The organism is Lelliottia sp. JS-SCA-14 (genome assembly GCF_035593345.1).
In the GTDB taxonomy this organism is placed as follows: domain Bacteria; phylum Pseudomonadota; class Gammaproteobacteria; order Enterobacterales; family Enterobacteriaceae; genus Enterobacter; species Enterobacter wanjuensis.
The window spans coordinates 2,569,413-2,595,400 of the sequence record NZ_CP141606.1; the positions used below are offsets into that span (position 1 = coordinate 2,569,413).

Here is a 25,988-nt window from a genome sequence, read left to right on the forward strand (position 1 = left end):
CGGAATTGATGCGTTTTTTGCCGGGCGGCACTAATGCTTAATCATGACATGCCGAACCACGGTGTAATCCTCCAACCCATACACCGACATATCTTTCCCGTAACCGGATAACTTCATCCCGCCGTGCGGCATTTCACTGACCAGCATGAAATGGGTGTTCACCCAGGTGCAGCCGTATTGCAGCTGTGCGCTCATGCGATGCGCGCGACCCACGTCTTTGGTCCAGACCGAGGATGCCAGTCCGTACTGCGAGTCGTTGGCCCAGGCCAGCACCTGCTCTTCGTCGTCAAATTCCGTCATGCTCACCACCGGGCCAAAGACTTCGCGCTGAACGATAGCGTCCTCCTGTTTAGCGCCTGCCAGCAGCGTAGGCTGGAAGTAATAGCCTGCCCCGTCCACCTTGCTGCCCCCGGTCACCACTTTCACATGACCGAGCGCTTTGGCTGCATCCACGGCCTGAGAGACGCGCGCCAGATGCGCCGCAGAGCTCAACGGCCCCAGCTCGGTGGACTCGTCGTCCGGTGCGCCGGTTTTCAGCGTCGCCACCGCTGCACCGAGTTTTTCGACCAGCGCATTGTAAATGCCTTTCTGGGCATAAATCCGGCAGGCCGCGGTACAGTCCTGTCCCGCATTGTAGAAACCAAAGGTGCGCACGCCTTCCACCACCGCGTCGAGATCCGCGTCGTCAAAAACGATAACCGGCGCTTTGCCGCCCAGCTCCATATGGGTGCGTTTAATCGACGACGCCGTATGGCCGATGATGTGTTCTCCGGTGGCAATCGAGCCGGTCAGAGAGACCATGCGCACTTTTTCGTGTCCGGTCAGCGGGTCGCCAACGGTTTTGCCGCGTCCGAAGAGGACATTTAGCACGCCTGCCGGGAAGATCTCTTTTGCCAGTTCACCCAGTTTCAACGCCGTCAGCGGCGTGATTTCCGAAGGTTTGATCACCACGCAGTTCCCGGCGGCCAGCGCCGGAGCCAGCTTCCACGCCGCCATCATCAGCGGATAGTTCCACGGCGCGATAGAGGCAACTACGCCAACCGGATCGCGGCGAATCATCGAGGTGTGACCGTCGAGATACTCGCCCGCCGCCAGACCGTTCAGCGTGCGAGCCGCACCGGCAAAGAAGCGGAACACGTCCACCACCGCCGGGATCTCATCGTTGATAACGCAGTGCAGCGGCTTACCGCAGTTTTGCGATTCGAGGCGCGCAAAAGTTTCCGCATGTTCTTCGATGACATCTGCGAGTTTCAGTAAGCACTCGGAACGCGCTTTCGGCGTGGTGCGACCCCACCCGGAAAATGCACGATCGGCGGATCGCACCGCCGCATCGACCTGCGCGGCAGAGGCTTCGGCGATCTCCAGCAGCACTTCACCCGTGGCAGGGTTGTAAACCGGCTGTTTTTCCCCCTCGCCGGTGACCAGTTCACCATTAATCAGCAGTTGATTTTGCATAGCATTGTCCTGTTGAAATCAAAGTTATTTCCCGCTTTCAACCACGTTTTCGTTGTCGCGGGTTAGCCACCAGGCTCCCAGAATCGGAATGGTTGTCACCAGCATCACCAGCAGCGCGACCACGTTGGTGACGGGAACATCGCGCGGACGACCGAGCTGGTTGAGCAACCACAGCGGGAGCGTACGTTCATGCCCCGCCGTAAATGTCGTGACGATGATTTCATCGAACGACAGCGCAAACGCCAGCATGCCCCCCGCCAGTAAGGCGGAGCTTAAATTCGGCAACACCACGTAGCGGAAGGTTTGCCAGCCGTCAGCGCCCAGATCCATCGACGCTTCCACCAGACTCCACGAGGTGCGCCGGAAACGCGCGATGACGTTGTTAAACACCACCACCACGCAGAAGGTCGCGTGACCGGTGACGATAGTGAAAAAGCCCGGCTCCAGATTGATGGTTTTAAACGCCGTCAGCAGCGCCAGGCCGGTGATGATCCCCGGCAGCGCAATCGGCAGCAAAAGCAGCAGCGAGATGGCGTTTTTGCCAAAAAACTCGCTGCGCCAGAGCGCCGCAGCCGCCAGCGTGCCCAGTACCAGCGCGATAGCGGTCGAGAGCGAGGCGATTTGAAGTGACAACGTCACTGAATCAATAATATCGCTGCGCGACGCCGCCACGCTAAACCACTTCAGCGTCAGCCCTTTCGGGGGGAAACTGAACGCCGCGTCCTCCGTATTAAAAGCATAGATGGCGATAATCAGGAGTGGGAAGTGCAGGAAGATCACCCCGCCCCAGGCCGCCACTTTCAGGAACCAATGCGCGCGTTCAGAGTGCATCGAAGGCTCCCAGACGTTTCACGAACGCCAGATAGAGGGATATCAGAACAATCGGCACTAATGTGAACGCCGCCGCCATCGGCATATTGCCGATCGCCCCCTGCTGGGCGTAGACCATGTTGCCGATGAAGTACCCCGGTGGGCCGACCAGCTGTGGCACGATAAAATCACCCAGTGTCAGCGAAAATGTAAATATCGACCCGGCGGCAATACCGGGAATTGCCAGCGGAAGCACCACATAGCGGAAGGTCTGACGCGGGCGCGCGCCGAGATCCGCCGAGGCCTGTAACAGCGACGGCGGCAGACGCTCAAGCGCGGCCTGTACCGGCAGGATCATAAACGGCAGCCAGATGTAGACGAAGACCAGGAAGCGCCCCAGCCCGGAGGTCGAGAGCGTATTACCGCCAATCGCAGGCAGCGTCAGGACCGACATCAGCACCGGCTCCAGCCCCATATAGCCGAGAAACCATTGCGCGACGCCATCTTTTGCCAGCAGCAGCGTCCAGGCGTAGGCCTTGACGATGTAGCTTGCCCACATCGGGAGCATCACCGCGATATAGAAAAAGGCTTTCCATTTGCCGCGGGTGTAGCGCGCCATATACCACGCCATCGGAAAGGCCAGAATGGCGCTGGCAAGGGTGACCGCGATCGCCATGAGTAACGTGCGCAGGATGATGTCGTAATTGGCAGGGTTAAAAAGTGCCAGAATGTTCGCGAAAGTCAGGTCCGGCGTCACCGACATGGTGAAGTCGTCGAAGGTGTAGAACCCCTGCCACAGCAGGGTCAGCAGCGAACCGAGATAGACAATCCCGAACCACATCAGCGGGCCAAGCAGGAGCAGGAACAACCCGAGCGAGGGTTTACGCCAGAGCAGCGTGGTGATCCGGCTGACCGGGCCACGGGATGAGGGTGCAGGAGAAACGCTCATATCCATCTCACCTTTCCTCATGCAGGGGCACCATCGCCTCGCGCGACCAGGAGGCCAGCACCTGCTGCCCCGGAGCCACGTCCAGCGGAATATTCGCGCCACTCAGGTTGGCCTGACTGACCAGCAGCTTGGCGCCATCGGCGAGACGCAGCTCAAACCGCGTTGCCGCGCCCTGATATTGCACCGCCTGCACCACGCCCTGAACCTGAACGTCTCCGCTCTCATTGAGGCGAATATGTTCCGGGCGGAGCGAATAGATCCCCTCCATGCCGCACACCTGCCGGGCAACGGCGGCATCAAAGACGTTCGAGGTGCCGACAAAGCTGGCGACAAAGGGCGTGCGCGGGCGCATGTAGAGTTCGCGCGGGGTGTCGACCTGCTCAATGCGTCCGTTGTTAAACACTGCCACGCGGTCGGACATCGACAGCGCTTCGCCTTGATCGTGGGTGACGAAAATGAAGGTGATCCCCAGCTCCTGCTGAAGTTTTTTCAGCTCGAACTGCATCTGCTCGCGCAGTTTCAGATCCAGCGCCCCGAGGGGTTCATCAAGCAGCAAAACGCGCGGCTCATTGACCAGCGCGCGGGCAATAGCAACCCGCTGACGCTGGCCGCCGGAAAGCTGCGACGGTTTACGCTTTTCCGCGAAACCTAATCCCACCTTTTCCAGCGCATCGCGCGCCATCGACTGGCGTTTCTTTTTGTCGACCCCTTTGACCATTAGCCCGTAGGCGACGTTGTCGATAATCGACATATGCGGGAACAGGGCGTAATCCTGGAACACGGTGTTCACATCGCGCTCCCACGGCGGAAGCTCGCTCGCCTCTTTGCCAAAGATTGTGATCGCCCCGCCGCTCAGCTGTTCAAACCCGGCAATCAGGCGCAGGCAGGTGGTTTTGCCGGAGCCCGAAGGCCCCAGCATGGAGAAAAATTCCCCGTCACGAATGCCAATGGTGACGCCATCCACCGCCCGCACGTCGCCGTACAGACGGGAGACGTCGTTAAATTCTACTGCGTACGTCATGATCTGCTCCCGGGTGATTAACGGCCACCCATGATGGCGATGTAATCCTGCGTCCAGCGGCTGTACGGAACATATTTGCCGCCTTCTGCAATCGGGGTTTTCCAGAACATGATTTTGTCGAACTCGTTGTAGCCGTTGGTTTCGCAGCCTTTTTCACCGAGAAGCGTACTGGCCTTACAGCCTTCGGCCACCACCGGCAGAGAGCCGAACCACGCCGCCAGATCGCCCTGCAGTTTTGGCGTCAGCGACCAGTTCATCCACTTGTAGGCGCACATCGGATGTTTGGCCTCGGCGTGCAGCATGGTGGTGTCCGCCCAGCCGGTCACCCCCTCTTTCGGGAAGACGGTGGCAATCGGCTGGTTTTCCCCTTTCAGGGCGTTAGCCTGATACGGCCAGGCGCTTGAAGCCACTACGCCTTCGTTTTTGAAGTCGCTCATCTGAACGGTGGTATCGTGCCAGTAACGGTGAATAAGCGCGTGTTGATCGCGCAGCACTTTCAGTACGGCTGAGTATTGCGCTTCGGTGAGCTGGTAGGGGTCAGTAATGCCTAACTGCGGCTGGGTGGCTTTGACGAACAGCGCCGCGTCGGCGATGTAGATCGGGCCATCGTAGGCCTGCACGCGGCCTTTGTTGGTTTTGCCGTCCGGGAGATTTTGCTCTTTAAAGACCACGGCCCAGCTGTCCGGCGGTGTCGGGAAGGTTTTGGTGTTGTACATCAGCAGGTTCGGCCCCCACTGATACGGCGTGCCGTAGACTTTGCCCCCGACGTTAAACCATTCGCCTTTGACGATGCGCGAATCAATGGTTTTCCAGTTGGGGATGAGATCCGGGTTAATGGCCTGCACGCGTTTACCCATGATCAAGCGCAAAGAGGCGTCGCCGGAAGCGGTGACCAGGTCATAGCCGCCCTTCGCCATCAGGCTGACCATTTCGTCGGAGGTCGCCGCCGTTTTGACGTTCACCGCACAGCCGGTCTCTTTTTCGAACTGGGTGACCCAGTCATAATTTTTATCCGTCTGGCCGCGCTCGATGTATCCCGGCCAGGCGATGATATCCAGTCTTCCCTCGCCTTTGCCGATCTCTTTCGGCGGCTCTGCGGCTTGCACGGTCATGATCGTCATGCCGAGCGCGCACAGGCTGCTGCGGGCAAATTTTTTGCTCATTTGATTTACTCCTGTCGCAATGAAATTTGGCGGCAGCCATGCCGTAAAAATATCTCCCTTAATAAACGTAGACTGCGCAAATGCGCCGCACCCTGCGGGCTTTGGAAATTTCATCAGGTTGTGACAGAGGGCGCATTCCCTGTTAACTGGATTATAGACAAGGAGTTAGCGGCGAGCGGCGGTATGCAGATTTCCTATGACAGACATCCGGGAATAAACCCAATGTCTGTCGCAGGATAAGGATTGTTTATTTATGCGGGAATATGACGCCTGTGAAAAATAAGCCTTTCGGCTTATTTCAGCATCGCGCTAATTAATTTTGCTAACTGAACGACGGCCTGTTCTTCCCGCTCGCCCCACGCCCAGGACGTATTAAAGCGGAAGAATGGCGTCCAGGCATCGGAGGTGGAGAACATCTTGCCCGGCGCAATGCTGATATGGTGCGCCAGCGCCTGTTCGGAGAGCTTTCCGGCGTCTAACGGCGCAGGCAACTCCAGCCACAAAAAGTAGCCGCTGTCGTTGTGGTGAATTTTGACTTCCGCGGGAAGATGGCGCATCAGGGATTGCCACGCCTGCTGTTTACGCTCGGCCAGCGTGCGGCGCAGGCGGCGAAGATGGGCGTCGTAGCGTTTGGTGGCGAGATAATCCACCAGCGCGAGCTGCATCGGGGAGCTGGTCGAGAGCGTGCTCATCAGCTGTAGCTGTTGAATACGACGCGCATGTTTGCCTGCCGCCACCCAGCCGATGCGGAATCCGGCGACCAGACATTTCGAGAAGGACGAGCAGTGCAGGGTCATGTCCTGGCTGTCCCAGGCTTTGGCGGGCAGCGGTTTTTCGCGGCCAAAATAGAGCTCGCTGTAGACGTCATCTTCGATAAGCGTAACGTTATGCTTCGTCAGCAGCGCCACCAGATGCGCTTTTTTCTCGGCGCTGAGGGTAAACCCGAGCGGGTTCTGGCTGTTGGTCATCAGCCAGCAGGCTTTTACCGGGTAGTCGTTCAGCGCCTGTTCCAGGGCATTCAGATCGATCCCTTCGCGCACGTCGGTGGCGATAGACAGCGCTTTGAGTTTCAGCCTTTCGAGCGCCTGCAGCGCGCCGTAGAAACAGGGGTTTTCGACGATCACCCAGTCGCCCGGCTCGGTCACGGCCTGAAGACTCAGGTTAAGCGCTTCGAGCGCCCCGGCGGTGATCACAATCTCTTCTGGGGAAATATTCATCCCCTGCTGCGCGTAGCGGCGGGCGATGGCGTGACGGAGATCGACGTTGCCGGGCGGCAGATTTTCAATGACGCTCATGGCGGTCGCGGTTTTGCTGACGTTAGCGAGCGAGCGGTTAAGCTGCTGAAGCGGGAACAGTCTGGGGTCGGGAAAAGCGGAAGCAAAGGGTAAAACAGAGGGGTCGCGGCTGGCCTGCAGGACATCAAAAATATAGGTGTTGATATCGACCATTTCGTCGCGCATCACCTGCGCGGGTGGCGCAGGCTGCTGCTTAACCGGGCGCGGAGCAACGTAGTAACCCGATTGTGGGCGAGCAACGATTCGCCCCTGACTTTCCAGCGTTTGATACGCATGACCGACGGTCATGAAACTCATGCCGCTGCTGGCAACTTGCTCACGCAACGACGGTAGCTTATCTCCCGGCAACCACACGCCAAGTTCGATTTGCGAAATGATTTGCTGCGCCAGGCGCTGGTATTTTTTCATTCTTCTCTCCTTGCTTCACAACATAGTATATCAGCAGGAGAAAATTGGCAGTTTTAATGAACTGTTATGGTATGCGCGGTGTTATGACGGACGGTGACTGTACTGAGCTTGCTCCGGGAAAGAAGAGGCAGCCAGGTGGTCAAGGGTCATCATGGACGATTTGCAGAAAATGCACTTCGCACCGTGTGGATTTTTTTCGGACACATCAAAAATGGATGTGCGGTACTGCGAGCCATGACAGCATGGGCAACGAAAATGGATGTAAGAAATCATAGGATTCTCCAGTCAACGTAAAAACGTAAATAAGCTAATTGGGGCCATTCAAGGCGATAGTGGTCTGAGACAAAACTAATCAGAGTGTAAAGAGAAGACCCAAGAGGCTGCGGAGAGGCACAACGTGATGAGAAATGCTTTGAGACGACGTCAGATATTATTTGGCTTTCAAACCGAGCAAGCATTAACGCACGGCGGAGAGAACAACGCAAGCCCTTAAATGAAGAAAAGTGATAAAAAAGAAAACTTTTATAATCAGAACTTTTAACGAAATCATCAGTCATTTGTACTGGTTAACTCACTATATCAGATGAGTAAACCTCACCACTTTCGCAAACTGTTATACATAAATATCCCGTTTCTGCGTCTGCTCGTTCGAATTCGCGCCCTATACCATAACACCACACCGATTGACATTGAGGCTGTGCATGTTTGGTTTAGATGCTTTTCATCTGGCGAGGATACAGTTCGCTTTTACCGTATCCTTCCACATTATTTTTCCGGCGATCACCATCGGTCTCGCCAGCTATCTGGCCGTGCTCGAAGGGCTATGGCTGAGGACTAAAAACCCGGTCTGGCGCTCTCTGTACCATTTCTGGTCGAAAATCTTCGCCGTAAATTTTGGTATGGGCGTGGTCTCCGGGCTGGTGATGGCCTATCAGTTCGGCACCAACTGGAGCGGCTTTTCGCAGTTCGCCGGGAGTATTACCGGCCCGCTGCTGACCTACGAGGTGCTGACCGCCTTCTTCCTGGAGGCCGGTTTCCTCGGCGTGATGCTGTTTGGCTGGAACAAAGTCGGGCCAGGCCTGCACTTTTTCTCAACCTGCATGGTGGCGCTGGGCACCATTATTTCGACCTTCTGGATCCTGGCGTCGAACAGTTGGATGCAAACTCCGCAGGGCTATGAAATCGTCAACGGTGTGGTGGTGCCCGTCGACTGGTTCGCCGTGGTGTTTAACCCCTCCTTCCCCTATCGCCTGTTCCACATGTCCATTGCCGCCTTCCTGAGCAGCGCCCTGTTCGTCGGTGCTTCTGCGGCCTGGCATCTGCTGCGCGGGAATAACACACCCGCCATCCGCCATATGTTTTCCATGGCGCTGTGGATGACGCTGATCGTGGCGCCAATCCAGGCGATGGTCGGGGATATGCACGGTCTGAATACCTTAAAACATCAGCCCGCCAAAATTGCCGCTATCGAAGGCCACTGGGAGAACCCGCCGGGTGAACCGACGCCGTTGCTGCTGTTTGGCTGGCCGGATATGGAGCAGGAGCGTACCCGCTACGGGCTGGAAATTCCGGCGCTCGGCAGCCTGATCCTGACGCACAGCCTGGATAAACAGGTTCCGGCGCTGAAGGATTTCCCGAAAGAAGATCGTCCGAACTCGACGATTGTGTTCTGGTCCTTCCGCATCATGGCGGGCCTGGGAATGCTGATGCTGCTGTTAGGCGTGGCGGCGCTGTGGCTGCGCTATAAACAGCGCATGTATACCTCGCGCCCGTTCCTGTGGTTCGCCCTGCTGATGGGGCCATCCGGATTGATCGCCATTCTGGCCGGTTGGGTAACGACCGAAGTCGGACGTCAGCCGTGGGTGGTCTACGGCCTGCAACGCACGGCTGACGCGGTTTCCGCTCATGGTGACTTACACATGAGCGTGAGTCTGCTGGCCTTTATTGTGGTGTACACCTCGGTGTTTGGCGTCGGCTACAGCTACATGGTGCGACTCATCAAAAAAGGCCCGCAGGAACATGAATCCTTCCCGACGGAAAACGATGGCCGCCCTGCTCGCCCGCTTTCTGCCGCCAGCCCTGAGTTTGTTACTAAGGAGAAACCATAATGGGCATCGATCTTTCCATTATCTGGTTTGTGATCATCGTATTCGCCACGCTGATGTATATCGTGATGGACGGCTTCGATTTAGGCATCGGCATTCTGTTCCCGACCACCCGCGACGCGGACGATCGTGACGTGATGGTCAACAGCGTCGCCCCGGTCTGGGACGGAAACGAAACCTGGCTGGTACTTGGCGGCGCAGCGCTGTTTGGCGCGTTTCCGCTGGCCTACGCGGTGATCATTGATGCGTTAACCATCCCACTGACGTTGATGCTGATCGGCCTGATTTTCCGCGGCGTGGCCTTTGAGTTCCGCTTCAAAGCCACTCCAGCGCATCGGCCCTTCTGGGACAAAGCCTTTATCGGCGGCTCGATTCTGGCGACCTTCAGTCAGGGCGTGGTCGTTGGCGCGGTGATTAACGGATTTGAGGTGACAAACCGGGCCTACAGCGGCGGGCCGTTTGACTGGTTCACGCTCTTTAACCTGTTCTGCGGCGTCGGCCTGACCGTGGCGTATGCCCTGCTCGGCGCAACCTGGCTGGTGATGAAAAGCGAGAACCCGCTGCAGGCGAGAATGCGTCAGGTATCAAAACAGCTCCTGGTGGTGTTGCTGCTGGTTATCGCGGCCATTAGCCTCTGGACGCCGCTGGCGCACCCGGCTATCGCCGAACGCTGGTTCAGCCTGCCGAACCTCTTTTTCCTGCTGCCTGTCCCGGTGCTTGTCGTGGTGTTGAGCGGCTGGGCGTGGAAAAAGCTCAACGATACCGAGAGCCACAACGCGCCCTTCGTCCTGACGCTGGGGCTGATTTTTCTCGGATTCAGCGGGCTTGGGATCAGTATCTGGCCGTACATTATTCCGCCGTCGATCACGCTGTGGCAGGCCGCGGCACCGCCGCAAAGCCAGGGCTTTATGCTGGTCGGTGCCCTGCTGATTATCCCAATTATCCTGGTCTACACGTTCTGGAGCTACTACGTGTTTCGCGGAAAAGTTCAACATGGGGAGGGGTATCACTGATGCAACAACCGATCTGGAAACGCCTGATGTGGCTGGGCATTATTTGGGGGGGCAGCGTGCTGGCGCTGGCCGCCGTCGGGATGTTCTTCCGCATTCTGATGACCGCCGCAGGCTTTAAATCACATTAATTATTCCCACAGCCGGGCGGCGCGCCCTGCCCGGCCTTCTCGCACTTTCAGATAAACACCCATGACAATCCTCAGGGTATCGTTAAAATATCCAGATATATTCATTGTGTTTATAGTTTGAGAAGCAATATGAAAAAGCTCGTGGCGTTAAGCCTGTTTTCCCTGGCGCTGGCCGGGTGTGTAAATCCCGGAAAGGCCTCTGTGCAGGCAGGACAACTTGAAGGGCATCGTTTTGTGCTGGAAAGCGTGAACGGTGTGGCGATCAAACCCAGCGCCGTACCGCCAGAAATGAGCTTTGGCGAGAAAATGGCCGTCTCTGGCGTGATGTGCAACCGCTTCAGCGGCCAGGGGAAATTGTCTGAGGGCGAACTCAAGGTCAAAGGCATGGCGATGACGCGCAAACTCTGCACCGAGCCGCAGCTTAATGAGCTGGATGCCACGATCGGCGATATGCTGAGCAAAGGCGCGCAGGTAGACCTGACTGAGGATCAGCTCACGCTGGCCACAGCCGAAAAAACGCTGATGTTTAAACGCGCAAACTAATCAGTAAGCGCCGCAAGAGCCCACGGCAAGCGACTGTTCACTGCAGCGTTTGCCATTGGGTAATGCGCACATCCCGACAGCAGACCCATCAAGCTGACGGGCAACGGATAACGAACCGCCCACCATCGCACAGCTGGCTTCACCCGAACTGGACATTGCGGCTTTCATTCCCGGCGGAACATGTGCCGCGGTCGCCTGCTGAACCGGCTCATTGCTGCATGCAGACAACAGTAACGCCGCACACCCTACCCAAAACGCTGAACGCATTCTCTCTTCCCCATACATTTTGCGAAACCTAAGCATAATAGGCATCACACGCCGCCCCGTCGAGAGCGGAACTGCGTATTTATGCACCGCCGAAACAAAATCTTGCGATTTTTTTGCCAGAAAGTTGATCTACACATTGATGCCAGGAATACCGAGGACACAAAAGCGAAAATCGGAAAGCCCGACCTTTGCTAAAATAAGGATATAACTACAGGACTCGTCGACGTTTCACGGGTCCCTCTTTTTTGCGCAATGTAAGGGTGTCACATGATCACTATTGACGGTAATGGCGCGGCCGCGTCCGTCGCGTTTCGCACGAGCGAAGTTATCGCCATCTACCCCATTACACCAAGTTCGACCATGGCGGAGCAGGCTGATGCCTGGGCGGGCAACGGGCTAAAAAACGTCTGGGGCGATGTTCCTCGGGTTGTTGAGATGCAGTCGGAAGCCGGGGCCATCGGCGCGGTGCACGGCGCGCTGCAAACCGGTGCCCTCTCGACGTCGTTTACCTCGTCGCAGGGTTTACTGCTGATGATCCCGACGCTCTACAAGCTGGCGGGACAGTTAACCCCATTTGTGTTGCACGTCGCAGCGCGTACCGTCGCCACGCACGCGCTGTCGATTTTCGGCGATCACTCCGATGTGATGGCGGTCCGCCAGACCGGTTGCGCCATGCTCTGCGCCAGCAACGTGCAGGAAGCTCAGGACTTCGCGCTGATCTCCCACATCGCGACCCTCAGAAGCCGCGTGCCGTTTATCCATTTCTTCGACGGTTTCCGCACGTCGCACGAAATCAATAAAATTGTCCCGCTGTCGGACAATACGATTCTGGACCTGATGCCGCAGGCGGAGATCGATGCTCACCGCGCCCGCGCGCTGAACCCGGAGCATCCGGTCATTCGCGGCACCTCCGCGAACCCGGACACCTATTTCCAGTCCCGTGAGGCCACCAACCCGTGGTACAACGCGGTTTACGATCACGTCGAGCAGGCGATGAGCGATTTCTCCGCCGCCACCGGACGCGACTATAAGCCGTTTGAATACTACGGCCACCCGCAGGCCGAGCGTGTGATTGTGCTGATGGGCTCTGCGATTGGTACCTGTGAAGAGGTCGTTGACGAACTGCTTTCCCACGGCGAAAAGGTCGGCGTGTTGAAAGTGCGTCTGTATCGCCCGTTCTCGGCAAAACATCTGCTTTCCGTTCTGCCGGAAAGCGTTCGTTCCGTTGCCGTGCTCGACCGCACCAAAGAGCCGGGCGCGCACGCCGAACCGCTGTATCTGGATGTGATGACCGCCCTGGCCGAGGCCTTTAACTGCGGCGAACGTGAAACGCTGCCGCGCGTGATTGGCGGTCGCTACGGCCTGTCGTCGAAAGAGTTCGGGCCGGACTGCGTGATGGCGGTGTTCAACGAGCTGAGCGAAGCCAAACCGAAACCCCGCTTTACGGTCGGCATTTATGACGATGTGACCAATCTCTCCCTGCTGCTGCCGGAAAACACGCTGCCTTCGACCTCTAAACTCGAAGCGCTGTTCTACGGTTTGGGCAGCGACGGCAGCGTCTCCGCCACCAAGAACAACATCAAAATCATCGGGAACTCCACGCCGTGGTATGCCCAGGGTTATTTCGTCTATGACTCCAAAAAAGCGGGCGGCCTGACCGTTTCGCATCTGCGCGTCAGCGAAAAACCGATTCGCTCGGCCTATCTGGTGTCGCAGGCGGATTTTGTCGGCTGCCACCAGCTGCAATTTATCGATAAATATCAGATGGCCGAACGCCTGAAACCGGGCGGAATTTTCCTGATTAACACCCCGTACAACGCCGACGAAGTCTGGTCCCGCCTGCCGCAGGAAGTGCAGGCGGTGCTGAACCAGAAACAGGCCCGTCTGTTTACCGTCAACGCGGCAAAAATCGCCCGCGAATGCGGTCTGGCGGCGCGTATCAACACCGTCATGCAGATGGCTTTCTTCCATCTGACCAACATTCTGCCGGGCGACAGCGCGCTGGCGGAACTGCAGGGCGCGATTGCCAAAAGCTACAGCAGCAAAGGCCAGGATCTGGTCGAGCGGAACTGGCAGGCGCTGGCCCTGGCGCGCGAATCGATTTCCGAAATCCCGCTTCAGCCGGTCAATGCCAGCAGCGCTAACCGTCCACCGGTGGTCTCTGACGCTGCGCCTGATTTTGTTAAAACCGTCACCGCCGCGATGCTGGCCGGTCTTGGCGATGCCCTGCCCGTCTCCGCTCTGCCGCCGGACGGCACCTGGCCGGTGGGCACCACCCGCTGGGAAAAACGTAACATCGCCGAAGAGATCCCGATCTGGAAGGAAGAGCTGTGTACGCAGTGCAACCATTGCGTCGCGGCCTGTCCGCACTCGGCCATTCGTGCCAAAGTGGTTTCTCCTGAGGATATGGAAAACGCCCCGGCCAGCCTGCACTCGCTGGATGTGAAATCCCGCGATATGCGTGGCCAAAAATACGTCCTGCAGGTCGCCCCGGAAGATTGCACCGGCTGCAACCTGTGCGTCGAAGTATGCCCGGCGAAAGATCGTCAGAACCCGGAAATCAAAGCCATCAATATGATGTCGCGCCTGGAGCATGTCGAAGAGGAGAAAGTGAATTACGACTTCTTCCTCGACCTGCCAGAAATCGACCGCAGCAAGCTCGAGCGCATTGATATCCGGACTTCCCAGCTGATCACCCCGCTGTTCGAATACTCCGGCGCCTGCTCCGGCTGCGGCGAAACGCCTTACATCAAGCTGCTCACCCAGCTGTACGGCGACCGTATGCTGATCGCCAACGCCACCGGCTGTTCCTCTATTTACGGCGGTAACTTACCTTCCACGCCGTACACAACGGATGCGAACGGTCGCGGCCCGGCGTGGGCGAACTCGCTGTTTGAAGATAACGCCGAGTTCGGACTGGGCTTCCGTCTGACGGTCGACCAGCATCGCGCCCGCGTGATGCGTCTGCTGGAACAGTTCGCCGATAAGCTCCCGGCTGAATTGAATGAAGCCTTGCACAGCGACGCGACGCCAGAAGTGCGCCGTGAGCAGGTGGCCGAGCTGCGCCAGCACCTTCAGGGTGTGGAGGGCGCGCAGCAGCTGTTAACCGACGCCGACGCGCTGGTCGAGAAGTCGATCTGGCTGATTGGCGGCGACGGCTGGGCGTACGACATTGGTTTCGGCGGTCTGGACCACGTCCTGAGCCTGACGGAGAACGTCAACATTCTGGTGCTCGATACCCAGTGTTATTCCAACACTGGCGGCCAGGCATCGAAAGCAACACCGCTGGGGGCAGTCACCAAGTTTGGCGAACACGGCAAACGCAAAGCGCGTAAAGACCTGGGCGTGAGCATGATGATGTACGGTCATGTGTATGTCGCGCAGATTTCGCTTGGCGCACAGCTGAACCAGACCGTGAAAGCGATTCAGGAGGCGGAAGCTTATCCGGGTCCGTCGCTGATCATCGCTTACAGCCCTTGCGAAGAGCACGGCTACGATCTGGCGTTGAGCCACGATCAGATGCGCCAGCTCACCGCAACCGGCTTCTGGCCGCTGTATCGCTTCGACCCGCGTCGTGCCGATGAAGGGAAACTGCCGCTGGCGCTGGACTCCCGTCCGCCGTCGGATGCGCTGGCAGAAACCCTGATGCAGGAGCAACGTTTCCGTCGCCTCAATGCTCAGCAGCCAGAAGTGGCCGAGCAGCTGTGGAAAGACGCGGCGGCGGACCTGCAAAAACGCTATGACTTCCTGGCGCAGATGGCAGGAAAAGGCGAGAAATCGACCAGCGAGTGATAAAAAAAAGCCCGGGGCATCAGCTCCGGGCATATCCTGTCAATTTTGGATGATAGCTAAATCAATTCATTAACGGATTAAGAATCTTAAAGGCATATAACAGCGCTAATTCTACCCTTCCCCGCTGCCGTTGAATAATTTTTATTTCATATGATTCAATGGATTACATTCATCATGATTATTTTAAAAAACGAACGAGTTGCGCCCCTGCGACGCGTGATAGATGATAAATCTCCTGTTTCAAGCTGTAAGGGACAAATCATCATGGTCCATCATCCCGTCAGATCGTCACGCATCGCCTCCATTGGCTATGATGAGCGCAGCGCCACGCTGGAAATCCGCTTTCTCGATCGCCGGACGCTGCAGTATCAGCAGGTGCCGGTGCGCATCTATAATGATTTTTTGCAGGTGGTGTCAAAAGGTCGCTTTTATGATGGGGTCGTAAAGGGGAAGTTTAAGGAAATCCCGATATACTGAGATTTATCGCCCAACCCGCACTCAAGGATAGTCGCCGTGTTTACCCGTTTGTCGATGGCTGCACTCGCTTTTTTAACCTGCCTGTGGATGGCGTTAATTTTTGATTTCGGCAATGTCATGCATCATCTCAGTGAATTTCTGCAGGCACTGGAAGCGGGTTAACAGGCTCGACTCCCGTCATCGTTAAAACGTGCTGACTTTCTCCCCCGGAATCCGTACCATACACGCCACACTTTCTCATGTTCACCATGATTGCACGCGCTGCTTTAGCCACGAACGAATTGAGCCACTATTACATGTCGCAAAATCAAGAAATTAACAAGAAAGAACAATACAACCTGAACAAACTGCAAAAGCGTCTGCGCCGCAACGTGGGTGAAGCCATTGCAGACTTCAACATGATTGAAGAAGGCGACCGCATCATGGTTTGCCTGTCAGGTGGTAAAGACAGTTACACAATGCTGGAGATCCTGCGCAATCTGCAGCAAAGCGCACCGGTGAACTTTTCGCTGGTGGCGGTCAACCTTGACCAGAAACAGCCGGGCTTCCCGGAGCACATTCTGCCGGAATACCTGGAGCAACAGGGCGTCGAATATAAGATTGTCGAAGAAAACACCTACGGCATCGTGAAAGACAAAATCCCGGAAGGCAAAACCACCTGCTCTCTCTGCTCACGCCTGCGCCGCGGTATTCTGTATCGCACCGCGACCGAACTGGGCGCGACCAAAATTGCCCTTGGGCATCACCGCGACGACATTCTGCAGACCCTGTTCCTGAACATGTTCTACGGCGGAAAAATGAAAGGCATGCCACCGAAGCTGATGAGCGACGACGGGAAACATATTGTCATTCGTCCGCTGGCCTACTGCCGTGAGAAAGACATTGAACGCTTTGCCGAGGCGCGTGAATACCCGATTATCCCTTGCAACCTGTGCGGCTCCCAGCCGAACCTGCAGCGTCAGGTGATTGGCGATATGCTGCGCGACTGGGATAAACGCTACCCGGGCCGCATCGAAACCATGTTCAGCGCCATGCAAAATGTGGTGCCTTCGCACCTTTGCGACACCGAACTGTTCGATTTCAAAGGCATTAAGCACGGTTCAGAAGTGGTTGATGGCGGCGATCTGGCGTTCGATCGCGAAGAGATCCCGATGCAGCCAGCGGGCTGGCAGCCGGAAGAAGATGATTCTCAGCTGGCTGAAATGCGACTGAACGTCTTAGAAGTGAAGTAAAATTCAGGCGTCTCAGATATCAAATCTGAGACGCTTTTTTAATGACCTATTTCAGCAAACGAACCTTACAGGTTTTGCCTTTAATCTTCCCGCCCTGCAGCTGTTTCCACGCCTTGTTCGCCACTTTCTGACGTACCGCCACGTAGACATGCGCCGGATGCACCGCGATTTTACCGATATCCGCCCCATCCAGACCGATATCACCGGTCAGCGCGCCTAACACATCGCCCGGACGCATTTTGGCTTTCTTGCCGCCGTCGATGCACAGGGTCGCCATTTCAGCGGCCAGCGGCGCAATCGCGATGCTGCCCAGCGCAGGCATCCAGTTCAGTTTCAGTTGCAGCATTTCAGAGAGAATATTCGCGCGCTGCGCCTCTTCCGGAGCACACAAGCTGATCGCCAGCCCGCTATTACCCGCACGCGCCGTACGGCCGATACGGTGAACGTGCACTTCCGGATCCCAGGCCAGCTCGTAGTTCACGACCAGCTCCAGAGATTTAATATCCAGCCCGCGGGCTGCCACGTCCGTTGCCACCAGCACGCGTGCGCTGCCGTTAGCGAAACGGACCAGCGTCTGATCGCGGTCGCGCTGTTCCAGATCGCCATGCAGCGCAAGGGCGCTCTGCCCAGCCTCTTCCAGCGCGTCACACACCGCCTGACAATCTATTTTGGTATTACAGAAGACGACGCAGGACGCTGGCTGATGTTTGCTCAGCAGTTTTTGCAACAGCGGGATTTTGCCGTTGCGCGAGGTTTCGTAGAACTGCTGTTCGATGGACGGCAGCGCGTCCACGGTATCAATTTCAATGGTGACCGGGTTGTTCTGCACCCGACCGCTGATCGCGGCAATCGCTTCCGGCCAGGTGGCGGAGAACAGCAGCGTCTGGCGGGACGGAGGCGCAAAGCGGATCACTTCATTGATCGCATCGGTGAACCCCATATCCAGCATACGGTCCGCTTCGTCCATCACCAGCGTTTGCAGAGCATCCAGCGAAACGGTGCCTTTTTGCAGGTGATCGAGCAGACGGCCAGGAGTGGCAACAATGATGTGCGGCGGATGCTGCAGCGAGTCGCGCTGCGCGCCAAACGGCTGGCCGCCGCAGAGGGTCAGAATTTTGGTGTTCGGCAGGAAACGCGCCAGACGACGCAGCTCCCCTGCCACCTGGTCCGCCAGCTCGCGCGTCGGGCAGAGCACCAGCGACTGGGTCTGAAACAGGCCCGCGTCGATCTGCTGAAGCAGACCGAGGCCGAATGCGGCCGTTTTTCCACTGCCGGTTTTGGCCTGCACGCGAACGTCTTTTCCTTCCAGGATCGCCGGAAGCGCGGCAGCTTGTACAGGGGTCATCGCGAGGTATCCCAACTCGTTAAGGTTATCGAGTTGGGCGGCAGGCAGAACGTTCAGCGTAGAAAAAGCGGTCACAATGTATTCTCAAGGTAAAAAATCACAGTCAGTTGGCGCGTATCCTCGCAGATCTGCGCTACCGATGCGACAATTTAATCGGTTCTTCATCCGGCGGCGGGTCCGGCATGGGCTGCGGGCGCGGGATCGGATCGGGGACAGGCACCGGATCGATGGGTATCGAGTCAGGCAGCGTCATTTGCATGTGAAGCAGTGAAAGCAGGAAGCTCATGTTTCCCTCCAGTTTATCGGGGTGACCCTTTTAGGGTAGACGCTGAGGTTCTGGAGGCAAAAAAAAGCCGACTAATTTAGTCGGCGTCGTACGAATCAATTGTGCTATGCAGTAATTCAAAAAAGGAAGTAAGACAATATGGAGCGCAACGCCCATCGCTTGACGTTGCATTCACCTGCGGGAGTAATACTGCACCGAACGGGGTAGCCGTTTATTGACTTCGCTCAAACAAAATTGCCTTTTGAAGCCGGAACGCCGCGGAAAAAGTGTAAATTTACAGCCATTTACTACGATGCAACCACCACGCAACACCGCCAATCAAAACAACTAACATGATGCAAAAAGCGGAAAAGCCGAACCGATAACCCCCGCCGGGAATGCCCCCGAGGTTGACGCCGAACAGCCCGGTCAAAAAGGTGCTGGGCAAAAATACCATCGCCATTAACGACATGGTGTAAGTTCTGCGCGACAGCGACTCCTGCATCACCGTCGCAATTTCATCGGTCATTACCGCTGTGCGGGCAATACAGGAGTCGATCTCATCCAGCCCGCGTCCGAGGCGGTCGGCGATATCCTGCATGCGACGTCGATGGTCATCGTTCATCCACGGCAGACGCTCGCTGGCGAGGCGGGCGTAAACATCGCGCTGCGGGGTCATATAGCGGCGCATCACGATTAACTGTTTGCGCAGCAGCGCGAGAAAACCGCGCGGCGGAATTTGCTGATCGAGCAGGTTATCTTCGAGGTCGATAATTTTATCGTGCAGCTCTTCGATGAATTCACTCGCATGATCGGTCAGCGCATCGCAGGTATCTACCAGCCAGGCGCCGCAACCCTCCGGCCCGGTCCCCTCTTTCAGATCGTTGACCACATCGTCCAGCGCCAGCACTTTGCGTTGCCGGGTGGAGACAATCAGACGCTCATCCATATACAGACGCATGGCGACCAGCTGATCCGGCCGCTCGTCGGTGCTGCCATTGATACAGCGCAGAGTGATTAATGTCCCTTCCCCGAGACGGCTGACGCGCGGACGCAGGCTTTCTCCCGCCAGCGCATCCCGTACGCTGTTTGGCAGCAAGGGCGTTGTCGCCAGCCACTGTGCGCTGTCCGGATGGGTATAGTTCAGATGCAGCCAGCAAGGGTGTTCGCTGTCGATGACATCGCTATCTTCCAGTGGTCGCGCCCCACCTTTCCCGTCCAGCAGCCACGCAAATACTGCATCCGGAACGTTCACGTCCGATCCCTTAATGCCTTCCACAGCGCCTCCACCTTTTCGTCATGATCATCGTCAGTCTAGCCTTCCCGCAAGGTTATTCAACATCTAACGCCAGCATAGCGCTGAATTCGTTCATGAATTAGCCCTTTTCCTACTCTAATCACTGGACAGCAAGATGCAAAACAGTAGAGTTACGCAAATGCTGCCAATTTGTTTTCAAATGTATCCTTGATGAGTGTGACGGTGAAAAAGCCCTGTGCGGCCTTCGATGTTCGTCTCGCAGAAATGCGGACCATCGCCATTAAAACCAGCGTGACCTGGTTCCTGTGGGTGAACATGATGTTCTCCTCCTTCATCCTCGGACGTAACTATTTCTCTGCGTCCCAGTCGGAAGTGCTGTTCCATCACCCCGCCGCGCTGCTGGAAACCATGATGGTTATCGACCTGACGCTCTCCGCCGCCGTGTTATTCATCATGCGCATGGCCCCGCTGCAAAATGCGCAGTGGCTGGGTGGCCTGGCAAAATGGACAGTCATAGGCCTCAGCCTGTGCTGGGCGGGCTGTTTCTTTGTGCTGATTGTCAGCAACGATGTGCGGATTATCTTCCCCTCCGCCGCTTTACTGCTTTTTACCGCTCTGATTTCGCTCTATTTTGATCCGAAAGTGTTGCTGAGTTTTATCCTGCCCATCTGGCTGACCATCCTCATCACCTCACTTTTTTACCGCGATGGGCTGACGGTGATGAACGGTTTGCAGTGGATATTTCTGGCGGGACTGATTGAATCTGGCAGGCGCATTCTCAACCGCTGGTTCATGCTGGCCCTGCGCCGCGAGCAGGAAAACGCCGACCTGATACAACAGCTGGGCCTGCTGGCGAACCACGACCCGCTCACCGGAATTGCAAATCGCCGCGCCTTTGAAGCGCAGATGGATCAGGCTATTCTTCGCCATCAGCAGGATGGAAATAGCTTTGGGCTGATCATGCTCGATGTCGATCACTTTAAGCTTTATAACGACTACTACGGCCATCAGAAAGGCGATCTGTGTCTGACGGCGATTGCCAGGGCGCTGGAATCGGCTGCGCTGACGTCCAGCGGAATTGTCGGTCGTTTTGGCGGGGAGGAGTTTGTATTGCTGTTGCCTGACGCGGATGCGAACGCCCTGGAAACCGCCGCGCAGAACATCGCCGCCATACTTCAGGCGCAGAATATTCCGCACGCCGCCTCGCTGGTAAGCGACCGGGTGACGGTGAGTCAGGGGCTGGCGCTCTGGCAGCCCGGCGTGACCGCGCGTGAGCTGATTGCCGGTGCCGACAAAGCGCTGTATCAGGCGAAGCAGGAAGGACGAAACCGCTATAAATAAGAAAGCCTGGCGAACCAGGCTTTTGCGCTACATCGGGAAACTATCAGAACGAGTGCTCGGCATGACGCGGATAAACCCGGTGTTCGTGCTGAGGCGACTCCTGCCAGTCAGGTTGCGACCCGCCTTCCAGTCTGAAATTCCGCGTGCGGGTCTGAAGCTCAATCACCTGGTTTTTCAGCACGTCGGAGGAACCCGATAGCTCATCCACCATCGCCACATTGCTCTGCGTGACTCGCTCCAGCTCGGACAGCGCCTGGGTAATTTGCGAAATTCCTTTTTCCTGTTCGGCGGTGCTCGCAGAAATTTCATCCATCAGTTTACTGACATGCCCGGAACCGTTGACGATCTCGTGCATGTTCTTTTCTGCTTCAGAGACCACCGTCACCCCCTGCGTGACGTTGCTGCTGGTCACGTCGATCAGCGACTTGATGCTCTTGGCCGCTTCCGCACTGCGATGGGCCAGATTGCGCACTTCACCGGCGACCACAGAGAAACCTTTACCATGGTCGCCCGCCCTCGCCGCTTCAACCGCCGCGTTGAGTGCCAGAATGTTAGTCTGGAAGGCAATCCCGTCGATCAGCGAGATGATCTCCGTCATTTGCTGCGCGCATTCCGTAATCGACTGCATGTTATTGGCGACTTGTCCCATCAGCTCGCCCCCTTTACGCGCCTGCACCGTGGCGAGGTTCGCCCTTTCGCTCGCCAGACGGGTGTTGTCGGCATTGTTGCGGGTGCTGGCGGCGATCTGCTCCATGCTCGCGGCAGTCTGGATCAGCGAAGCGGACTGTTGTTCCGTTTTCACCGCCAGCTGTGCGCTGCGGGAGGAGAGTTGTTCTGAGAGGGTCATCGCGGTTTGCGACGAGGCACGGATTTCACGCACAAGGGTGGCGATGTTGCTGGATAAACTGTTGATCCCTGGAATCAGGCGGCCTGCACAGTTATTGCCGAACTCAGGAATGGAGACGGCAAGATTACCCGAGGTCACTTCTTCGATACTTTTTTTCACGGTATTGATCGGCGTCACAAGATATTTTGTCATGTAGGACCAGAGCAACAAGACCGCAAGCACATTAATAATATTTACTGCGATAAAAAGCGATGTACTTTTCGATAAAGCCCAAACCAAACCATCAATCACTAAAAGCACGACCAGCAGAAAGTAAATAATAAATGTTCTTACGCTAATATTTCTAAGCATAATTGATCCCATACCACAAGTCGGAGGAGGTATATTGGTTATAGCATTCGCATTTTCTTTTTCCACCACATTTTAAGTGGCATTTATTTTTCACCTTCGGATGCCGGGAATTTACCTTAAGTCAGCACAGAGAATCAGGAGATCACAAACAGCAGGCATAATCTCTTTTTAACCCTTACTTTTCCTGTGACAACAATCATTAGCAAACAGATAATTAAATATGACCATTCAGTTTATTAAGAGTTAATGCTGTTAGTGATTAAAATCATGTAGCGTTACTTAAGTCATTAATGAGAGAATATATCCTCAATGCGTTTTAACTCGCAAAAAATAACGCGTTTGTTGTTGATTTTTGATAAGCAACTAATCTTGGAATTAGTTAGAGTAAGCCACGGCGGTGATGAGTCGCGCACCGGATGAACTCAATAACGACTTTTAGCGTGGGATTACACAATGCTCGATGTGTCCTGGGACCCCGTACTCATCGCCATCTCATTCCTGGTGGCCTTTATCGCTTCATTTGTCGCACTCGACAGTGCGGGCAAAATATCGGGAGCCAGCCGCAAAGCCGCCCTCTGGTGGCGCATTGCCGGAGGCGCCACTCTCGGAATTGGCGTCTGGTCGATGCATTTTATCGGTATGCTCTCCATGAAAATGCCGATGGCGATGAGCTACCACTTCTGGCTCACCGTGGCCTCACTGGCTATCGCGATTATCGCGGCCACCAGCGCAATTAATATCGCCGTACCGGGCAACTCTCTGTCGTTGACACGCTGGTTTTTATCCACCCTGATCCTCAGCGCAGGCGTCGTCGCCATGCACTACACCGGGATGGCAGCCCTGATGCTGCACGACGACATCAGCTGGAATATGAATATCGTGGCGCTTTCCGTCGCCATTGCTATCGTCGCGTCGGGTGCCGCCCTTTGGCTCGCTTTCCATCTGCGCCATCGCCATAAAGGTGTCTTTATTAACCGCGTGGCCGCCGCCTTTGTGATGGGGCTGGCGATTTGCGCCATGCACTACACGGGCATGAGCGCCGCGAATTTTCACCATGAGATGGACAACATGCCCGGCGGCGTAAGCGAGCTGGGCCTCTCTATTTGGGTCTCATCCACCACTCTGGTGCTGCTGGGGATCATGCTCATTATCTCCCTCGTTGACTCTCATTTCCGCACCCACCGCCTGACGGAGAATCTGCGCCAGTTGAATAAACAGCTGGAGCTCAAGGCACGGTTTGACGCCCTCACCGGCCTCGCCAACCGTCATCAAATGGATCTCAGCCTGCAGGATTGCCTGCACACTTCGCTGCTGAATAAAAAACAGTTTGCGGTGATGTTTCTCGATATCGATCACTTCAAGCTGGTGAATGACGCCTGGGGTCACCAGGTGGGCGATGAGCTATTAATCAGCGTTGCGCAGCGGATCACCGCCAGACTGACGCAAGGGGTGACCCTCGCGAGACTCGGCGGAGATGAATTTATCCTGCTGTTGCCCGACAGCGATGACGACAAAATATCCTCCCTGGCCATGACCCTGCTCGAAGAGATCCGCCGCCCTTTCTTCATTTGCGGCCATACGCTCAATATCACTCTGAGCCTGGGCGTGAGCCTCTACCCGCAGCACGGTGAAACGCTCCACGAGCTGAAATTCAAAGCCGATGCGGCCATGTATCACATCAAACAGGAGGGACGAAACGGCTGGGCGATTTACCGCCCGGAGATGTCCAAAAGCATTTCGGCGGAGCCGTCTTTCCTGCAGGATTTGACCCAAGCGCTGGAGCGCGAGCAGTTTGAACTCTGGTATCAGCCCACCTATCTCGCTGAACTGAAAGAGATCCACGGTTTCGAAGCGCTGCTGCGCTGGCACCACCCAGAACAGGGGGTTCTGCTGCCGAGTGTATTCCTGTCGTCACTGGAAAAGACCGGTTTAATCATTCCCGTCGGCGTGTGGGCTATTGAGCAGGCGTGTCGGCAATTACGGTTCTGGACGGAGCAAGGGTTTAGCCAGTGGACGCTCTCCTTTAATTTGTCCCCCGTTCAGTTTGAGCAACAGGATATATTCGAAGTCATTTCCAGCACCATGCAGAAATACAACCTTGAACCGTCGCGGTTGATTCTGGAAGTGACCGAAAGCACCGCGTTAAAAAACCTTGAACGCAGCATTGAATTATTAGACGCATTTAACCATGCGGGTTTTACGGTCTCTATCGACGACTTTGGTACCGGATACTCCAACCTGTTGATGCTCAATGTGCTTCCTGCGAAAGAGCTCAAAATAGATAAAAGCTTTATCGACAGCATGCTGGAAAACGAGAAAAGCAAAAAGATTGTCGAAACGATTATTCACGTGGCGCGTACCATGGATATGGTCGTCGTCGCCGAAGGGATTGAAACGGAAGAGCAACAGCTGACGCTCGCAAGCCTGGGGTGTGATTATTTACAGGGCTATTATTTCTCCCGCCCTCTCCCGGCGGAACAAGTGCCGTGGCTGGTATTACAAAATAAATCTGACAAACAAATTATACCAATCGGTAAAAATCAAATAGAACCCCCACTGAATTCACAAAAAAATCATGCCTGATGTGCTGAAGTAGAGTATGTTTTTGGTAAGCCCACGTGTCTATATTGCGTCGTGAACATCAGGCAGGTCTGCCGATGAATGGGAAGAATCTATGTTGCCACACAGCTTTGATGCGCTGAATTTCATCAAAACACCGGTATGGTTAGTTTCACCCGTTTCTGAACATCTTATTTTCGCCAATATTGCGGCGACCGACATGATGCGTAATAAAACGCTCACCGAGATGCGTCAGGGGATCTATTCCGCCAGCGCGCAGCAGCAGCTGGCGATGTATGTTCCGGATCTTAAATCCGAACTCGATATCGTCGAGATCTGGACGGTCTGGCGCGATGGTCATGAAACCACGCTCAGCTGTCGCCTGTCTCTCGCCGGGCACGAGATCGCGGGCGACGTGATTGTCTTCGAGGGTATCGTATCCCAGGCCCCTTCCGGGCTAAAAGCCAGCCGCTCGGCGAACTATCAACGCAAAAAACAGGGTTTCTATGCCCGCTTCTTTCAGACCAACAGCGCCCCCATGCTGTTGATTGACCCGGCCCGGGACGGACTGATCGTCGACGCTAATCTGGCCGCCCTGAATTTTTACGGCTATCACCACGATACGATGTGCAGCAAACATACGTGGGAAATTAATACCTTAGGCCGCAATATTTTGCCGATCATGACTGAGATTGCGCGTCTGCCCGGTGGGCATAAGCCGCTCAATTTCGTTCACCGTTTAGCCGACGGCTCGACCCGCCACGTGCAAACTTACGCCGGTCCGATTGAGATCTACGGCGACAAGCTGATGCTGTGCATCATTCACGACATCACCGAGCAGAAAAGGCTGGAGCAAGAGCTGGAGCACGCGGCGCTACGCGACTCCATGACCGGCCTGCTCAACCGTCGGCAGTTTTATCTCATCACCGAACAGACTAATCCTTCTCATCTGCCTGCCCAGCAGCAGTTCAGTTTGCTGCTGGTCGATACGGATCATTTCAAAAATATCAATGACGTGTTTGGTCATTCGAAAGGCGATGAGGTGCTGATTTCCCTGTCGCGTATGCTTGAAGCCTGCAGCCGCAAAGATGATTTTGTCTTCCGCTGGGGTGGCGAGGAGTTCGTGCTCCTGCTGCCGCGCACCACGCTGGACGTGGCGATGCAGGTGGCCGAGACCATTCGCGCGGAAGTGGCGCGCATTGCGATCCCCGGCCTGCCCCGCTTTACGGTGAGTATCGGCGTGGCGCGTCACAACCCGGACGAGAGTATCGACGACCTGTTTAAGCGTGTGGACGACGCTTTATATCGCGCCAAGAACAATGGCCGAAATAAAGTCCTCGCGGCCTGAAAACTGGAGTATTGAT

General features: G+C 56.0%; 23 protein-coding genes. 11 read left to right on the forward strand and 12 right to left on the reverse strand.

Annotation, left to right across the window (positions count from 1 at the left end):
- Nucleotides 1-30 precede the first annotated feature (30 nt).
- The 7 genes from patD to U9O48_RS12055 form a co-directional block, all read right to left on the reverse strand.
- The gene (gene patD / locus U9O48_RS12025) at nt 31-1,455 is read right to left on the reverse strand and encodes an aminobutyraldehyde dehydrogenase (RefSeq protein ID WP_324722569.1); all 1,425 of its coding nucleotides are present in this window, start codon (nt 1,453-1,455) and stop codon (nt 31-33) included.
- 24 nt (nt 1,456-1,479) lie between these two features.
- Complete coding sequence (locus U9O48_RS12030) at nt 1,480-2,286, reverse strand: ABC transporter permease (protein ID WP_285146422.1); 807 nt, start codon at nt 2,284-2,286, stop codon at nt 1,480-1,482.
- Nucleotides 2,276-3,214, reverse strand: coding sequence for an ABC transporter permease (locus U9O48_RS12035; protein ID WP_416382224.1), 939 nt, complete (start codon nt 3,212-3,214; stop codon nt 2,276-2,278). The genes U9O48_RS12030 and U9O48_RS12035 overlap by 11 nt, the downstream gene beginning before the upstream one ends.
- A 7-nt stretch (nt 3,215-3,221) precedes the next feature.
- Nucleotides 3,222-4,235, reverse strand: a complete 1,014-nt coding sequence (locus tag U9O48_RS12040) for an ABC transporter ATP-binding protein (RefSeq protein WP_282492933.1) — start codon at nt 4,233-4,235, stop codon at nt 3,222-3,224.
- 17 nt (nt 4,236-4,252) lie between these two features.
- A complete protein-coding gene (gene ydcS, locus U9O48_RS12045; protein WP_285154203.1) occupies nt 4,253-5,398 on the reverse strand; it encodes a putative ABC transporter substrate-binding protein YdcS in 1,146 nt (381 codons plus the stop codon).
- A 293-nt stretch (nt 5,399-5,691) separates the two neighbouring features.
- Nucleotides 5,692-7,101: a PLP-dependent aminotransferase family protein gene (locus U9O48_RS12050; RefSeq protein ID WP_324722571.1), complete on the reverse strand. Its 1,410-nt coding sequence runs from the start codon at nt 7,099-7,101 to the stop codon at nt 5,692-5,694.
- Nucleotides 7,102-7,182: 81 nt separating this feature from the next.
- Nucleotides 7,183-7,374, reverse strand: coding sequence for a cold-shock protein (locus U9O48_RS12055; protein ID WP_095282171.1), 192 nt, complete (start codon nt 7,372-7,374; stop codon nt 7,183-7,185).
- Between the two features lie 428 nt (nt 7,375-7,802).
- Between U9O48_RS12055 and U9O48_RS12060 the strand changes: the two genes are divergently transcribed.
- The 4 genes from U9O48_RS12060 (at nt 7,803) to hslJ (ending at nt 10,890) form a co-directional block, all read left to right on the forward strand.
- A complete protein-coding gene (locus tag U9O48_RS12060; protein WP_285146416.1) occupies nt 7,803-9,209 on the forward strand; it encodes a cytochrome ubiquinol oxidase subunit I in 1,407 nt (468 codons plus the stop codon).
- Nucleotides 9,209-10,219, forward strand: coding sequence for a cytochrome d ubiquinol oxidase subunit II (gene cydB, locus U9O48_RS12065; protein WP_285146415.1), 1,011 nt, complete (start codon nt 9,209-9,211; stop codon nt 10,217-10,219). The genes U9O48_RS12060 and cydB overlap by 1 nt, the downstream gene beginning before the upstream one ends.
- Nucleotides 10,219-10,347: a DUF2474 domain-containing protein gene (locus tag U9O48_RS12070; protein WP_282492928.1), complete on the forward strand. Its 129-nt coding sequence runs from the start codon at nt 10,219-10,221 to the stop codon at nt 10,345-10,347. The genes cydB and U9O48_RS12070 overlap by 1 nt, the downstream gene beginning before the upstream one ends.
- A 129-nt stretch (nt 10,348-10,476) precedes the next feature.
- Nucleotides 10,477-10,890, forward strand: a complete 414-nt coding sequence (hslJ, locus tag U9O48_RS12075) for a heat shock protein HslJ (RefSeq protein ID WP_285148904.1) — start codon at nt 10,477-10,479, stop codon at nt 10,888-10,890.
- Here the strand turns inward: hslJ and U9O48_RS12080 are convergent, their stop codons facing one another.
- Entirely contained in the window at nt 10,891-11,157 is a 267-nt protein-coding gene (locus U9O48_RS12080; RefSeq protein WP_282492926.1) for a DUF333 domain-containing protein, read from the reverse strand. It lies immediately after the preceding gene.
- A gap of 267 nt (nt 11,158-11,424) precedes the next feature.
- Between U9O48_RS12080 and nifJ the strand changes: the two genes are divergently transcribed.
- From nifJ to ttcA, 4 genes are all read left to right on the forward strand, one after another.
- Nucleotides 11,425-14,949 (forward strand): pyruvate:ferredoxin (flavodoxin) oxidoreductase, encoded by a 3,525-nt coding sequence (nifJ, locus tag U9O48_RS12085; RefSeq protein ID WP_285148905.1) that lies wholly within the window; start codon nt 11,425-11,427, stop codon nt 14,947-14,949.
- A 264-nt stretch (nt 14,950-15,213) separates the two neighbouring features.
- A complete protein-coding gene (locus U9O48_RS12090) occupies nt 15,214-15,426 on the forward strand; it encodes a KTSC domain-containing protein (RefSeq protein WP_282492924.1) in 213 nt (70 codons plus the stop codon).
- Nucleotides 15,427-15,462: 36 nt separating this feature from the next.
- Entirely contained in the window at nt 15,463-15,588 is a 126-nt protein-coding gene (locus U9O48_RS12095) for a hypothetical protein (RefSeq protein WP_282492923.1), read from the forward strand.
- Nucleotides 15,589-15,722: 134 nt separating this feature from the next.
- The gene (ttcA, locus tag U9O48_RS12100) at nt 15,723-16,658 is read left to right on the forward strand and encodes a tRNA 2-thiocytidine(32) synthetase TtcA (RefSeq protein ID WP_285148906.1); all 936 of its coding nucleotides are present in this window, start codon (nt 15,723-15,725) and stop codon (nt 16,656-16,658) included.
- Nucleotides 16,659-16,704: 46 nt separating this feature from the next.
- On the opposite strand, the gene dbpA is transcribed toward ttcA, so the two are convergent.
- From dbpA to zntB, 3 genes are all read right to left on the reverse strand, one after another.
- Nucleotides 16,705-18,078 (reverse strand): ATP-dependent RNA helicase DbpA, encoded by a 1,374-nt coding sequence (gene dbpA / locus U9O48_RS12105; protein ID WP_285146402.1) that lies wholly within the window; start codon nt 18,076-18,078, stop codon nt 16,705-16,707.
- A 58-nt stretch (nt 18,079-18,136) separates the two neighbouring features.
- Nucleotides 18,137-18,262, reverse strand: a complete 126-nt coding sequence (locus U9O48_RS12110; RefSeq protein ID WP_390888430.1) for a hypothetical protein — start codon at nt 18,260-18,262, stop codon at nt 18,137-18,139.
- Nucleotides 18,263-18,563: 301 nt separating this feature from the next.
- Nucleotides 18,564-19,547: a zinc transporter ZntB gene (zntB, locus tag U9O48_RS12115; protein ID WP_282492918.1), complete on the reverse strand. Its 984-nt coding sequence runs from the start codon at nt 19,545-19,547 to the stop codon at nt 18,564-18,566.
- Between the two features lie 201 nt (nt 19,548-19,748).
- On the opposite strand from zntB, the gene U9O48_RS12120 reads away from it, so the two are divergent.
- The gene (locus U9O48_RS12120) at nt 19,749-20,867 is read left to right on the forward strand and encodes a GGDEF domain-containing protein (RefSeq protein WP_285146400.1); all 1,119 of its coding nucleotides are present in this window, start codon (nt 19,749-19,751) and stop codon (nt 20,865-20,867) included.
- Nucleotides 20,868-20,910: 43 nt separating this feature from the next.
- Here the strand turns inward: U9O48_RS12120 and U9O48_RS12125 are convergent, their stop codons facing one another.
- Nucleotides 20,911-22,065, reverse strand: coding sequence for a methyl-accepting chemotaxis protein (locus tag U9O48_RS12125; RefSeq protein ID WP_324722572.1), 1,155 nt, complete (start codon nt 22,063-22,065; stop codon nt 20,911-20,913).
- A 453-nt stretch (nt 22,066-22,518) separates the two neighbouring features.
- On the opposite strand from U9O48_RS12125, the gene U9O48_RS12130 reads away from it, so the two are divergent.
- Complete coding sequence (locus U9O48_RS12130; protein ID WP_285146398.1) at nt 22,519-24,648, forward strand: putative bifunctional diguanylate cyclase/phosphodiesterase; 2,130 nt, start codon at nt 22,519-22,521, stop codon at nt 24,646-24,648.
- A gap of 91 nt (nt 24,649-24,739) precedes the next feature.
- Nucleotides 24,740-25,972 (forward strand): sensor domain-containing diguanylate cyclase, encoded by a 1,233-nt coding sequence (locus tag U9O48_RS12135; RefSeq protein ID WP_285146397.1) that lies wholly within the window; start codon nt 24,740-24,742, stop codon nt 25,970-25,972.
- Nucleotides 25,973-25,988 lie beyond the last annotated feature (16 nt).